The organism is Noviherbaspirillum sp., assembly GCF_035254865.1.
Lineage (GTDB): Bacteria > Pseudomonadota > Gammaproteobacteria > Burkholderiales > Burkholderiaceae_D > Noviherbaspirillum.
Genome location: NZ_DATFAF010000024.1, coordinates 85,752 through 100,060, shown reverse-complemented (window position 1 = coordinate 100,060; position 14,309 = coordinate 85,752). Strand labels below are relative to the sequence as shown.

General features: G+C 56.7%; 11 protein-coding genes. 10 read left to right on the top strand and 1 reads right to left on the bottom strand.

Translation table 11 applies throughout. The features are described from left to right. The first annotated feature begins 4 nt into the window (after positions 1-4). From sctN to VJ651_RS06995, 10 genes are all read left to right on the top strand, one after another. Positions 5-1,333 carry a type III secretion system ATPase SctN gene (gene sctN, locus VJ651_RS07040; RefSeq protein ID WP_324106787.1) on the top strand — a complete coding sequence of 443 codons (1,329 nt, stop codon included), beginning with the start codon at positions 5-7 and terminating at the stop codon, positions 1,331-1,333. After that, positions 1,330-1,794 carry a type III secretion system stalk subunit SctO gene (sctO, locus tag VJ651_RS07035; RefSeq protein ID WP_324106757.1) on the top strand — a complete coding sequence of 155 codons (465 nt, stop codon included), beginning with the start codon at positions 1,330-1,332 and terminating at the stop codon, positions 1,792-1,794. The genes sctN and sctO overlap by 4 nt, the downstream gene beginning before the upstream one ends. Further along, positions 1,791-2,651, top strand: a complete 861-nt coding sequence (locus VJ651_RS07030; protein WP_324106756.1) for a hypothetical protein — start codon at positions 1,791-1,793, stop codon at positions 2,649-2,651. Before sctO ends, VJ651_RS07030 begins: the two co-directional genes overlap by 4 nt. 27 nt (positions 2,652-2,678) lie before the next feature. Next, complete coding sequence (sctQ, locus tag VJ651_RS07025) at positions 2,679-3,890, top strand: type III secretion system cytoplasmic ring protein SctQ (RefSeq protein ID WP_324106755.1); 1,212 nt, start codon at positions 2,679-2,681, stop codon at positions 3,888-3,890. Beyond that, positions 3,890-4,537 (top strand): type III secretion system export apparatus subunit SctR, encoded by a 648-nt coding sequence (gene sctR, locus VJ651_RS07020; RefSeq protein ID WP_324106754.1) that lies wholly within the window; start codon positions 3,890-3,892, stop codon positions 4,535-4,537. Before sctQ ends, sctR begins: the two co-directional genes overlap by 1 nt. Positions 4,538-4,547: 10 nt before the next feature. Next, complete coding sequence (sctS, locus tag VJ651_RS07015; protein WP_324106753.1) at positions 4,548-4,817, top strand: type III secretion system export apparatus subunit SctS; 270 nt, start codon at positions 4,548-4,550, stop codon at positions 4,815-4,817. Beyond that, positions 4,817-5,602, top strand: coding sequence for a type III secretion system export apparatus subunit SctT (sctT, locus tag VJ651_RS07010; RefSeq protein ID WP_324106752.1), 786 nt, complete (start codon positions 4,817-4,819; stop codon positions 5,600-5,602). Before sctS ends, sctT begins: the two co-directional genes overlap by 1 nt. After that, a complete protein-coding gene (gene sctU / locus VJ651_RS07005; RefSeq protein WP_324106751.1) occupies positions 5,599-6,642 on the top strand; it encodes a type III secretion system export apparatus subunit SctU in 1,044 nt (347 codons plus the stop codon). The genes sctT and sctU overlap by 4 nt, the downstream gene beginning before the upstream one ends. 119 nt (positions 6,643-6,761) lie before the next feature. Further along, on the top strand, positions 6,762-7,829 hold the full coding sequence (locus VJ651_RS07000) for a hypothetical protein (protein WP_324106750.1): 1,068 nt from the start codon (positions 6,762-6,764) through the stop codon (positions 7,827-7,829). Between the two features lie 479 nt (positions 7,830-8,308). Further along, the gene (locus tag VJ651_RS06995; RefSeq protein WP_324106749.1) at positions 8,309-8,890 is read left to right on the top strand and encodes a GNAT family N-acetyltransferase; all 582 of its coding nucleotides are present in this window, start codon (positions 8,309-8,311) and stop codon (positions 8,888-8,890) included. Here VJ651_RS06995 and VJ651_RS06990 read toward each other — a convergent pair. Beyond that, complete coding sequence (locus VJ651_RS06990; protein ID WP_324106748.1) at positions 8,857-13,923, bottom strand: diguanylate cyclase; 5,067 nt, start codon at positions 13,921-13,923, stop codon at positions 8,857-8,859. The two genes, VJ651_RS06995 and VJ651_RS06990, sit on opposite strands and share 34 nt — an antisense overlap. Between the last annotated feature and the right edge of the window lie 386 nt (positions 13,924-14,309).

Below are 14,309 nucleotides of genomic sequence, written 5' to 3'. Positions count from 1 at the left end.
GGGCATGCCATCACCGGGGCCGACCAGCCTGGCATGGGCCTTGAACGATGCCATCGACACTGCCGCGGTGGTAAAGGTCCGGGGCCGGGTGCGGGAAGTGATCGGTACCATCATTCGCGCTGCCGTGCCGTCGGCGCGCATCGGCGAGTTATGCACACTTGGCACGCCGGGAGAGGATTTTTCGCTGGAGGCCGAGGTCATCGGCTTTACAGAAGGCGATGTGCTGCTGTCCCCTATCGGTGACTTGCAGGGCATCTGCTCGACAACCTTTGTCACGTCCACCGGAGATATTCATCGCATCGGCGTCGGCCCGCATCTGCTGGGCCGCATCCTGGACGGCTTCGGGCGCCCGATTGACGGACAGCAGAATGAGGCCGAACCGGAAGCCTACTATCCGGTCTATGCCGAGGCGCCGAATGCGCTGACTCGGCAGATGATTTCCCGGCCGCTGTGCATGGGTGTGCGTGCGATCGACTCTCTCCTGACTTGCGGCGAGGGCCAACGCATCGGTATCTTCGCCGCGGCCGGCGGCGGCAAGAGTACGCTGCTCGGCATGCTTGCCAAGAATGCCGACGCCGATATCGTCGTGATCGCGCTGGTCGGCGAACGCGGGCGTGAAGTCCGCGAATTTATTGAGCGCGAGCTGGGCCCAAATTGGCGTGAGCGTGCCGTAATCGTGTGCGCCACCTCCGATCGCGCTCCGCTGGAGCGTGTCAAAGCCGGATTTGTCGCGACCTCGATTGCAGAATATTTCCGCGACCAGGGCAAGCGGGTGCTACTGCTGATGGACTCGGTAACCCGCCTGGCCCGGGCACAACGCGAAATTGGCCTGGCGGCCGGCGAGCCGCCCACCCGGCGCGGCTTCCCGCCGTCGGTGTTTGCGTTTTTGCCGCGACTGATGGAACGTGCCGGTTTTAACGACAAGGGTTCTATCACCGCCTTCTATACGGTATTGGTGGAAGGCGACGACATGAACGAACCGGTCGCCGACGAAACACGTTCCATTCTCGACGGCCACATCATCCTTTCCCACAAACTGGGTGCGGCCAATCATTATCCGGCGATCAGCATCCTGCATAGCGTGAGCCGCGTGATGCCAGCGATCGTGAGCCCCGAGCATCGGGCCTGGTCACAGAACCTGCGCAAGCTGATGGCCAAATTCGAGGAAGTCGAATTACTGCTGCGCATAGGCGAGTACAAGCGCGGATCGGATGCCGTGGCCGATATCGCCATTGACCGCAACGATGCCATCAATGCCTTCCTGTGCCAACAACCCGAGCAGGCGTTTTCCTTTGACGACACGCTCAATCAGTTGAAGGCATTGGCGACATGAATCCCATCCGTCGCATCGTTCAGCTGCACAAGCGCCGCCAGCAGGAGGCGGAATCCTTTCTGCTGAAGAAACAACAAGAACTTGCAGCGTGCAAGGAGGAGCGGGAGCAATGCCGCGCGGCGCTCGAGAAGTACTGCACGGAAGCCGTTGAGATGGTCCGCGCCATCAATGCCCGTCTCTTTGGATGCGTGGTGAACAAGCAGCAAGTGGATCTATGCAATGCGCAGTTGGTCGCCATCTCACGCAGACGCGTCGAACTGGAAGCCGCACTTGCACAAGCCGGCAAGGCCGTCGATGCGGCAACACAACAAGTCGCCGACGCTCGTAACGCCTACAACCGGCAAGCGGCACGAACCGAGAAATATGTCGATTTCGAAAAAAGGCTGGACAAGGCGGCGGCCCTCGGCTTGCTAAGGAAAGAAGAATTGGAGCTTGAGGAAATAATCGGAGCAAAGCGATGAGCGCAATTGAAACCCGTGGCAATCAGAACAGCGACGCAGTCGACAGCCCGGCACTCACCGTCGCCGGCACCGATCCGGCCAGGCGACTGTCGCCGCCAGACGCATTCGCGGCTGAGAATTTTTCCAATGCGTTGAATCGGCGCGCCCCCCTTCCTGCCGACGCAGATGTGCGCGACGGTCCTCTTTTTGATTTGCTGGCCCAACTGCCTTGGCCGGACAGCACGCAGGGGCAAGGACAATCGCCGAACGATGCGGCGCTCCAACCCGCGTCAGTCACCGGCGGTGAGATGATCTATGCCGCCGCGCCGCCATTGCCGGCCAATGCCGAGCCGTCCCTTGCGACGACCACGCGCGGCCGGCACGTGCCAGTACAAGACGGTTCGCCAGACACCGTCCCCCAAACCGAGCTCACGTTCCCCATGGAGCGAAAAATCAGCAGAAAGAGCAACGCAATCGATGTCGATCGGGTGCCGGATGCGCCGCCGGCCATTTTCCATTTCACACAGCACTTGCCAGCTGCCGTCGACCCGAGCGCGGCTCAATCGGCCTATTCCGACCCGGCCAGGACCGAGCTGAAAATGCAGGAGTTTCATCACCTGATATGCCAGATGGGCGCGCAAGTGGCGATCGACAACCGCCGTTCGGAGGTCGCCGTATCGTTAAGCCATGCCATGTTTTCCAGTACACGCCTGAAAATTCGCGGAGACAAGGATTCGATAGAAGTGGGCTACGAATGTGGCAGCGCAGAAGAAACGGATTGGTTCGGATCCAATGCCGATGCACTGGTACAGCGACTGAGCGCAAGCCTGCAGCGGCGCGTCACGATTCGGCCGGAGGCCGATCAGCGCGCAATGTAAGAGCCTGTTCTGCCAAACACGACGATCATGAAAAATATATTGCTGGCCTGGGAAGATGAACTGGTTGCCGCAAATGCCGAAAGCGCGACAGACAAGCGCGCCCGGTCTGGCGGCGTCGTTTCTCTTCCGCCGCCCAGGCATGAGATCAGGGAACAGATCGGAAATGAAATGTGCAGCATGCGACCGCGCCTGCGCAGCGTCGATAAGGACGCAGTGGCGGCAATCAACCAGTTGGCCGTCGGGCGTCGCTGGTCGGGCCTAGGGCGCGATCCAATATGGAACCTGGCGCTGACCGGGCCGGTCAGCTCGCCGCAAAGACCGGCCGATATCCTGCTGGCCGCGAGCTGGGAAGGCGTCCACTGCGTTCTCGCCCTTTCCTACGCATCGGCGGAGACTTTGCTTGAGGTCAAGTGGGGAGACATGGCATTGAATGAGGTGCCGCCCGATTTGGCGCTGGCGCTGCTGCAAGATGCTGTCGACGAATTGAGCCGCGACCTCGCAGGCGAAGAACTGGGTCCGATCCGCATCGACGGTTGGGCCACTGCCGAGCAGGCTTGCGCAGTGCCATTTGCCATGGACCTGAGGATGACAAGGCACGATGGCGGCGATCCGGCCTCCGCCCGCTTGCTGACCGATCTGCAGGGCTTAACCAAGCTTGCCCGGCTTGCCGCGCGCGCCGAAAGCGAGCCGCCCAAGGCAGAGCCGTGGGCCGGTCTGCCGATCTTGCTGACCCTGGAGCTCGGCTGGGTCGATATGACACTCGACGAAATTGCCACTATCCGGCCGCAAGACGTGCTGCTGCCAGATGGATGGTGGAGCGGCAAAGGCAGGAAAGATTTGTGCATTCGCATCAGCCCGAAGCTTGGGATCGGGGCGCAGTTCACCATCGACGAACATCTACGTGCAACGACAAAGGTAAAGAGAATGGAACAAGACGACTCCCTCGTACAGCATCCGGGCAATGCACAGCTGCCAACCAATAGTGCTTTGCCTGCCGTTGAATCGGGCGTGGCCGAACTGGCCGACATCCCGTTACGTATTACTTTCGATCTGGGTGAACGCCATATTCCCTTGCGTGAACTGGCGTCGATTGCGCCCGGCCACTTGTTCGATCTCGGCCTTGCGCCGGACAGCGCAGTGAATTTGCGCATCAATGGCGTTCGCGTGGGCGAAGGCGAATTGGTGGAAATCGGTGGCCGCATTGGCGTCGCGGTCATGCGTATCGCCGCCCCGCACTGATGAAAGCCGTCGATCCCATCTCACTGACGCTTTTGCTGGCGTTGCTTGGCCTGTTACCGCTGTTCCTGGTCGTGACCACCTCGTTCCTGAAAATCTCGACGGTCATCATCCTGGTGCGGAACGCTCTTGGCGTACAACAAGTGCCGCCGAACATTGCGCTTTATGGGCTGTCCATCATACTCAGCCTGTACGTCATGACACCGGTGGTGAATCAGGTCAGCGATGCGCTGCGCGACGAGCCCGGCGGCGTTACCAGTGTTGCGTCCATCATTCATGTCAGCAGCATCGGCGCCGAACCCATACGCAATTTTCTCTTCAAGCACAGCAAGCCGGAGCAACGCGCATTCTTCATCAATACCGGCAAGCGCATGTGGCCGGAAGAACAAGCAAAACAGGTCAAGGAGACGGATTTCCTGGTGCTGATGCCCTCGTTCGTGATCGGCGAGCTGACAGCGGCATTCGAAGTCGGCTTCCTGCTCTACCTGCCCTTCATGATCATCGATCTGATCGTCTCGAACATTCTGCTGGCCCTGGGCATGATGATGGTGTCGCCATCCACCATCGCCCTGCCCCTCAAGCTGTTTTTATTTGTCATGGTGGACGGATGGACGCGCCTGTTGCAGGGCCTCATCCTGTCGTACGCCTGAGGATCACTGCATGCCCAACAACCTCGCACACTACGCAACGCAAGCCCTTTACCTCAGCCTGATGCTGTCACTGCCGTCGATCCTGGTCGCGGCAGCGGTCGGGACACTGTTTGCCATCGTCCAGGCGCTGACGCAAATACAGGAGCAAACGCTTTCCTACGTTGCCAAGCTGGTTGCCACATTTGCCACCCTGCTCCTCACTCTGCGCTGGATGTCTATTGAAATCTATCAGTACGCCACAATCCTGTTCGGCCTGATTCCCGGCGTGGGCGCCAGCTGATGCTCGACGTGCGCGCCATTGAACTTGCACTGGTCAGCTTTGGCATAGGGCTGCCGCGCATTCTGGTGACGTTGATGATGCTGTCGTTCTTCTCGGGGAGCAACAGTACACCCTTCATCCGCACCTGCGTTACGGCCACCTTTGTCCTTCCGGCGCTGCCGCTGCTGATTGGGCAGGTTAGCAAGGAAGAGATCGAGGCAGGCTGGATATGCATGAGCATCGTGAAGGAGGCTGCCGTCGGGCTGTGTCTCGGCTTTGCCATTGCCATTCCTTTTTGGGCGGCCGAAGCCATCGGATTTGTCATCGATAACCAGCGCGGCGCGTCCACCTCCACTATGCAGAATGCCACCAGCGGAAACGAGTCCTCCCCGCTAGGCATCTTTGTGAATCAGGCGTATCTGGTCTTGTTCCTGTCGCTGGGCGGTTTGCCCCTTGTCCTCGGAGCTATCTATGAAAGCTACGCCGTGTGGCCGGTGGCGGCGGTGCTGCCGAAATTTTCCGCTGAGTTCGCGCCGCACTACCTGGGACTGTTCGATAAGCTGATGCGCACAGCGATCGTATTCGCCGCGCCGGCCATGATTGCGATGCTGTTGAGCGAGCTTGCGCTTGCCATCGTGAGCCTGTTCGCACCGCAAATGCAGGTGTTCTTTCTGGCGATGCCGATCAAAAGCGGCATCGCCTTGTTTGTGTTGCTGATTTATTTTCCGACCTTGCTTCACTATCTCGGCACGACCTTCGCAGACATGCCGGTCCTGGTCAAGACACTTGGCGGTTTCATGCGATGAGTGAAAAAACCGAACAACCCACCCCCAAGAAACTGGACGATTCGCGCGAAAAGGGTGATGTCGCGCACAGCAAGGACGCACCGAAATCCTTGCTGGTATGCGCGTGCCTCATTTACCTGATCTTCTACGGACCGCGTGTCGCGGAGTCGGCGGCGAACCTGATACGGTGGAGCGGCACCAGCGCGTACGGCCCATTTCCCGCCGCATTGAAGGAAATCCTGGAGGTTTCCATCCAACTCCTGATCGACACGATGCTCCCGTTTGTCGTGATCGTGGTGCTATCCAGCGTGTTCGGCGATATTCTTCACGTCGGCGTGATCTTCGCGCCGGAAAAAATCAAACCCAGCCTCAACAAATTCAACGTCATCAACAACGCCAAACAAGTCTTCTCGGCGCGGAATCTTCTTGAAGGGTTGAAATCCATCCTGAAAGTCATCGTGCTTGCCTGGGTTCTCTGGGCCATCATCCAGGAGAACATCGGGACACTGGCCCTGGTTCCTCCAGCCGGCATGGATGCGCTGGCGTCCGCCTTCGGCAAGATGCTCAAGGCCATGTTGCTGGCGACCGCCCTGTTGTTCAGCATTGTCGCCGGTGCCGACATCATGCTGCAGCGCTTCTTGTACATGAAGCGAAACAAAATGTCCAAAGATGAAGTCAAGCAGGAAAGAAAGGACATGGAAGGCGATCCGCACATCAAGAGCCATCGCAAGCAACACCATCGTGCACTGGCCGAAGAGTCGAGGCGTCAAATGGTGCGCGATTCCACAGCCGTCGTGGTTAACCCGACCCACTTTGCCGTAGCGCTGTATTACAAGGAAGGCGACACGCCATTGCCGGTCGTCGTGGCCATGGGCGAAGGAAGTTACGCAAAAATCATCGCACAGGACGCACGCGACGCCGGCGTTCCTGTGATTCAGAATATTTATCTTACCCGCTCACTCATCAGCGACGCCAGGCTCGACGATTATGTGCCAGCCCATCTGTTGGATGCCACGGTGGAGGTGTTGCGCGCGGTGAGGGATATGGGGCCTGCCTGGTAGCCAGGCTCTTTTGAACCGTGTGCTTTACCCTGGCCTGCAATGCAGGACCAGTGCGGAAATCATGAACTCCATGACAACTCCTTCAGAAGCGATCAACCAGTTCACTCGAGAGGAATGCAATGCTGAATTTTGAACGAACCTTTGACCAGGGCAGACATTTATTTACCCATCCAATAGGATCGACCGCCAGCGAAAGCGAAAAGGCCTGTAGAACAAGTATTGCCTCGCTTGCCGAAGAAGCCAAGGCAGGAAACGACGATGCCATTGAAATGCTGATCAACTTTTCTGCGGGCGCGAATCACTCGGAGATTCGTCAACTGGCAGAGCAATCACTCATCGATCTCTATACGGACCCGACGGTGAGCGATCATACGAAATCGCAGATCGAAGAACAGGCACTTGCCTTCCATGAGTTGACAGAAAAAGCCAACGCTGCCCCAAAAGAGAATAGCGGCTTTGTGCCGCACGAAATATCGGCGCAAATCCTATATCTGGCAGGACAACGAGCACATAGCCTGAATCAGCGGAATACGGAAGACATGATTAATGCGCGTTTGCGCGGGCAGGTGTACAGGCATGGCAATGCTCCAGAAGAGGACAAGGACTTGCTGTCGCGCGGCAGATTGGTATTCGGCCATGAACTGATCAACGGCAGCAAGCAGCTGCGGCACCTCAGACCACATGAGACCTGTCTCGATCTCGCCAATCAGGCCGGATTCAAAAAAGCGATCGGAGAAATCAAATCTCATCTGAAACAGGGCGCTCCCGCCACGATCTTTGTCAACACGGGCGGGCACTGGGTGCCTTTGATTTTGCAACGAAATCGGGGCGACAAGATCAATTGTCACGTTGTCGATAGCAATCATCAGGACGGAAGCAAACTGTCCGAGCAAATCGAAAGTGGATTAAAAGAGGCTCTTGACGATCAGATGGGAAAGTTTTATTTCAAAGACGCATCGATGCAGACCTGTACCCCCAACGCATGCGGCCCGTTGGCAATGCGCCTGCTGTTCGTTCTCGATAGCATGTCTGGCATCGATTCTCCCGATTTTGATATGCCGGCCGCCATCGAGACAAGTATCAACGCGTGGAACGAGCTGGACGAAAAACAGCAAAATGCAACGGTGACGGGAATACGCGCCGAGCTCCTCGGCGCGACTGTGCGAGCCGTGAACGCTGACGATTAAGGAAGCAGGTATTGCTTCAGGCAGAAAGAATTGCCGTTATCTCTCACGACGAGTTTGCCGGACGGCGACCTGAATTCACCTGTTCTGCCCTCATTCAACATGGCGGTGCATGCGGCAAGACGGCCTTGACGACGCGCTGGCCGTACCGCGGAAGAGCTTGTTAGCAAGCGCTAATATTTATTCCCTTGCGGCGGAGTCGAGCTTAAGCTGCCTCTGTAGGTTCAATTTCGTTTCGCCTCCTGGAACGATTCTCCGCTGGCGAAAAGGCCAGCGGCTTTTTTTGGAAGGCCATTCAAAATGTCCCTGCATGATCCCATCTCGGAGCTGCGATGCTTGAAAAAACCAGCTGAGCAAGAATGAGGTTCCTCTTCTGGATGCTCGCCATCCTGAGAACGCGGTCAAGTGACTGGTTCGGCCGTCGCCCCCGTTACTAACGCCCCAAATAATTTGCACACCCAGCCCGAAGACCAGCTCTTGCCATGCTTTGTATCGAACCCGTCAAACCTGAACATGCAGAAAGCCTTCATGCTGCAATAGACAGCGTTGCGAAGGAAGTCCCCTATCTGGGTATTGCCGCCGCGCCGCCCATCAATTGGTTCGTCGATCAACTTCACTACCATAGCAATTCCGGACATCCGTTCTTTGTCGCTCTTGTCGAACAAAAGCTTGTTGGCTGGTGCTCCGTCATCCCGATCCAGATCGTTCGCATGCGATACACCGGCCAGTTATACATGGGTGTTCTGCGTGGCTGGCGCGGCCATGGCATCGGCGAGTCGCTGCTGAATACGGCCTTGGGCAATGCTTGGGAAAATGGACTCTGTCGCGTCGAACTGGAGGTCTGCCGCAGTAATACGAACGCGGTTCGACTATATAAGCGGCTGGGATTCGTCCTTGAAGGAGTGAAACGAAGGGCATTCCATGCAAACCATGAATTCGACGACTTGCTGTGCATGGCTTTGCTTCGTCACATGGAAGAGGCTGCGACAGCTTCATCGCCTTTGCGGGAGCGAGGAAGCATCACGCTTAATCATCCGGTACTGAACATTTCTGCAGACGGATGACTCATAGGATCAACGTGAACGATACAATTTCTGCCCGCTCGTTTGGCCGCATACAGGCAACGATCCGCCTTGGCGACCAACCCGGCGATATCCGTGTTCGAATTTCCACTTGCGGTCGCTACGCCAATGCTGGCCGTAATGGGATGGTGAATCCTGTCCACTTCAAGATCTATGCTTCTCACTGCGCACAGCGCGCGCTCTGCGAATAAAACCGCGCCGGATAAATCCGTATCGGGCAGGATAAAGACAAACTCTTCCCCGCCATAGCGCGCGACGAAGTCGCTGGCGCGCCGACTAACGCCCGCCAGGACTTTTCCCATCCGCCTCAAGCATTCATCGCCAACCAGGTGACCATACGAATCATTGACCTGCTTGAAATGATCGATATCGATGATCAGCAGCGACAAGGATTGGCCGCTGCGTTGCACGCGACTGAATTCTTCCTGCATCCGCTCATCGAAGGCTTTGCGATTCGCCACGCCAGTCAATCCGTCGCGCTGCGACATGACTTTCAATTCGGCGGTGCGCGCGGTTACACGACCCTCCATATCAGCATACAGCCGTGCATTTTCAATCGAGATTGCGGCCTGCGATGCGAGCAACTGCAGCACTTCCAGACGGTTTACAGTGAAGGCGCCGGACACCGCATTATTTTCCAGGTACAACATGCCGGTCATTTCCCGATGATTCAAAATCGGGAGGCACAACAAAGAACGCAGCGCATGTCGTTGAACATAGGGATCATTGGCCAACAGTTTCTCTTGCGTCGCCTCATGAACCACGATACTTTCCCTGGTGCGCTCCACGTAATGCACGAGTGACAAGGGCAGCGGAATCTCGTCCCGGCTCGATTCATCCAGGCATATCGATTGCAGCACAGTGGCAGCGGTGTCGCCGTCTCCCTGCTCGGCTTCCAGGAACCAGCGATCGTCCTTCTTCAGCAATAACATGCCTCGTTGGGCGCCGGCACTTTCAATCACGACTTGCAGCAAACGCTTCAGCAGACGCTCCAGAACAATTTCTTGCGACAATGCCTGCGATGCTTTCATTGCGGTCGCAAAATCCAGAATACCCGATGAACTGATTTCGCTGTTGGTGGTAGACATTGTCGGATTGGCGAGCGTTGCGATTGCCTGAGCGGCGCTCGGCTCGTGCAACCATTGCGGGTAACGCTTGACAAGGTCGGCCACTTTGGCAAGCGCCCCCCAGCGGTGATAGCTCTGCTGCGCTTCCCGCAAATAAAACTGAGCCAGCGCGTCCTGTCCTAGATGCAGGTGAAATTCTCCGGCCAGTTCTTTTGCAAGCGCCTCTTCCTGCAAGAACCCGTTATCCTTCGCAAGCCGGATTGCTTGTTCATAGTGCCGCATCGCTTTCAATGGCTTGCCCGCGTGCTGCGCTAGCCTGGCTTTAACCAGAATCCATTTATTCAGAAAATTTTGCGGATTATGTTTGGCCCAGTGCTGCATCTTTTTCTGATTTTTCCTGATCTTGCGCAGATGGCCGACACGCTCGGCGAAGGACGCATCGCCCAGCACCTCCAGGCGGACCAGGGAATCGTAGAAATAGTGTTGGCTGGCCCCATAATTGCCGACGAGCCGATCCACGTACTTGCCATTGACCTCAATGGCCGCAAGGGCTTCACGATAACGGCGAAAGAAATACAGCGACAAACAGCGAAAGAAAAACAGCGTACTCGTCAGAAAATGGTCATCGGCCATCAGTTCTATTTCTTGTAGCTGCCGTTCATCGCAAATTTCGCCTTGCAGGATGGCCGGATCCTGAGATTTCCCTATCAGATTCTGCTGAAACTGCCATAGAATTTTCTGATTCTTGAAAATCGACGGCCGCTGCAATAACTCGATGGCGCCACAATATGCCGCGGTTTCTTTTTCGAGTTGCGTCAATTCATGGCCGCAAAAGAGCGCGTAAATGCAGTATAAGGTGGCTGCGTTCGCGGCCGTTTCCAGGTCGCCCGCTGCCATGCTGTCGAGGTGGATCTGCCGCAATGGATCCAGGGTAGTATGCAGCGGCTTTGTCCATGCTTCGAGGCTGCTATACACCATCAGCATCGTACGGATTTTGCTTACCACTGCCGTCGAGCGCTTCCGCAATTGCAAGGCCAGGTCGCTGAACTTTGCTCCCTGTTCCACATCGCCCAGCGCACCGCTGAGCACCATGCCATAGCCGGCAAAATTCATCGACGATACCGGGCTATGACCAAATCTCAACGTCAGGCGAATCGTCTTGCACAGAAAGAGGAAAAAGTGCGTCGGCATTCCATAATAAGCGGCCATGATGACCTTGAGCAGGATATTGCTGGCGGCGAGAATGTGCGGATCGGTCATGTCCGGTAACTGCGCCAGAGATTCGATCTCCCGCCTGCTCAGCGCCATTCTGGTTTTGATCAGATTGGTCACGATGTGAAGCCGCGTCGCCTGTTTGGGAAACGGCATACCCAACTGATGGAGTATCTCCAGCCCCTGCATCACGGCATCGTGGAATCTGTCTTCAGAGATGTACGCCTGAATCCGGATTTCATAGGCCTTGGCGAGATCCAGCACATCGCGCGCCCGCTGCAGGACGACAGCGAGGTAGCGCTCCATCAGTGCAAAATCGGCAGAGAAATAGGCAGCTTCCGCGGCGTCCAGGTGAAGCGGAAGCTGCAGCTCATAGTTTCGCTGCCAGGCCGGATCGGACATGAGTTCCATGGCCGTTTGCAAATATGCCAGCGCCGGTTTATACGCGGCGGATGTCTTGGCCCGGCGCGCCGCATCCAGATTCAGACGCGCCACATGTTCACGCTCCGTATCGTCCGTAATGAGCGCACGTCCGAGGTTGAAATGATTGACCAAATCGAATAACCGGCCTTGCTGTTCGGCCGCGGAAAGCGACTTGAGCCAGAGCCTGCCGATAGTCAGATGGATCGCCGTTTTGTCGTCTGCGCTGCCGAGCGAATAAGCCGCCTGCTGTACACGGTCATGCTGAAACCGGTACGCAGGAACCAGGTCCCGTTCGACTTCATTGTCGGATTGGCGCACATACTTGTAGTAGTCATCCAGAGGCACAATCAGCTCTTCGGCCAGAGCATCCCATAAGAGACTGGCGGCATCGGCTTCGGCCATGGCGCAAACAATGGCCAAAGTCCTTAAGTCGAACTGGTTGCCCAGGCAAGCCGCGCCCTGCAGCACCTGTCGCGTGGCGGCCGATAGTCTTTGCAGCTTCGCCACCAGCAGCTCGACGATATTATCCGTGATGTCCGCATGTTGAATCGCGGCGATATCCCATTGCCAGCAGCCCATCAGCACGTCGCCTCGCAGCATCTGCCGATCGACCAGCAATCCCAGAAACTGGCTCAAAAAGAATGGATTTCCCTGGGTTTTGCTCAAGCAGATTTGGGCCAGCGATTCGACGCCATCGGAATTGACATGCAGTGCGTCGCTCAACAGCCGCTTCACTTCTTCAAGCTGGAGCGACGGCAGTGTGATGGTTTGTATCGCCGCGCCATTCTTTTCCATTTCCTGCAAAATCAGAGGCAACGGATGGACTGGCGTGATCTCGTTATCGCGATAGGCACCGATCAATAACAAATGCGGAGTGGCCGGCGAGCGCAGCAGCAAGGACATCACCTGCAAGGTGGGCAAGTCCGCCCATTGCAGGTCGTCCAGGAAGACGACGAGCGGATGCTCCATCGATGCAAATACGCTGACAAATTTCCGGAATTCCTGATTGAAACGATTGTGCGCTTGTTCAGGCGGCAGTTCCACAACCGCAGGCTGTGCGCCGACGATCAATTCCACATTCGGAATGACTTGAATAATCACTTGCGCGTTACTGCCCAGGGCCTGCAACAGCCTTTCCTTCCAGCGCCGGATCTCCGCATCGCCTTCGGTCAGCAGATGCCGGATCAATTCTTCAAACGCCTGCGTCAAGGCCGCGTAGGGAATATCTTTCTTGAACTGATCGAATTTGCCTTCGATGAAATAGCCGCGGCGCTGCGTAATCGGCTTTTGGACTTCATGCACTAACGCGGATTTTCCGATTCCCGAGTAGCCACTCACCAGAAGCAATTCAGCGGGCCCATTGCTCGCACGTTCGAACGCTTGCATCAGCGTGGCGGTTTGTGTATCGCGGCCATAGAGTTTTTGCGGAATCTGCAGGCGACCGGAGAAATCGCTTCTGCCCAATGCAAACTCCTGGATATTGTTCTTCGCGTCCAGCGTGTCCAGACACCATTGCAAATCGGCTTTCAAGCCAGCCGCACTCTGGTAGCGCGCTTCAGCCGTCTTTTCCATCAGCTTGCCGATGATCGCCGACAGCACCGCCGGAATCCGGGGATCGATCTGGTGTGCCGGGACAGGCTGCTTGGCGATATGCGCGTGCACCAGTTCGAGCGCGTCGTCGCCGACAAATGGCAATTGGCCCGTCAATAGTTCATAGAACGTGACGCCCAGGCTATAAAAATCGGTGCGGTAATCCAGCGCGCGGTTCATGCGGCCAGTCTGTTCGGGGGAAAGGTACGGCAACGTGCCTTCCAGGTAGTTTGGATTGCGGATTTCCGGGATCTCGCGCGTCAGCTCCGTGGAAATTCCCAGGTCGATCAGTTTGACCTGGCCAGTCTGGCGATTCCACACAATATTGGACGGGTTGATGTCCTTGTGCATGATCCGCTGCTGATGCAGCTTTTCCAGACAGCCGGTAATACGGATCGCCAGGGCCAGCCATTCGCCAAGCGGCATGGCGGCAGCGATGGGCAACTTGTCGAGCGAGGTGCCGCCGAAGTCTTCCACGATCATCACCTGGATCCCTTGATGGGATTCCAGGCTGTAGGCGCTCGCGATGCCATCCGATTGCAGCTTGCGCATCAGGTGAAACTCTTGTCTGAACCGGGCACGCTTCTCAGGCGATGGCAGCTCGTCATTCATGAGTTTGAACACCACCGGCACGCCATCCAGCAGTCGATGTCCACGATAAATGCGCGATTGCCGACTCTCATACAGCTGTTCATCGGCGCGGTAGCCAGGCACGTTAATCATGAGCGGTCACCTTGTCAGATGGGGAGTGTGCACGGAGGAAGCGCCTCCTTGCCTGCCAATTAAGACAGAAAAAGCATAGCCGGAATGACGGACAAACACTAGCAAAACATTTATACATCGTAGCCATCTCGCACGACCTTGCGGCGTACAAGAACTCGACTCGGCGATCAACCGACTCGCACACCATACGTCCCCCATTCGTGCCTCATTCGCCACACCCGCCGGCATTTGGATTACGATGCAGATGCAATTCTGCTATCGTTGCCATGGCACGCGCCGCTTACAAGTCGCGTGCTGCATCGCAGCGGAATTAGATATGCGCCAGGTCGATCGACAAATCGCCGCGACGACCAATCTGCAGGCAAAGCCGCCTTATTTAAGTGGGG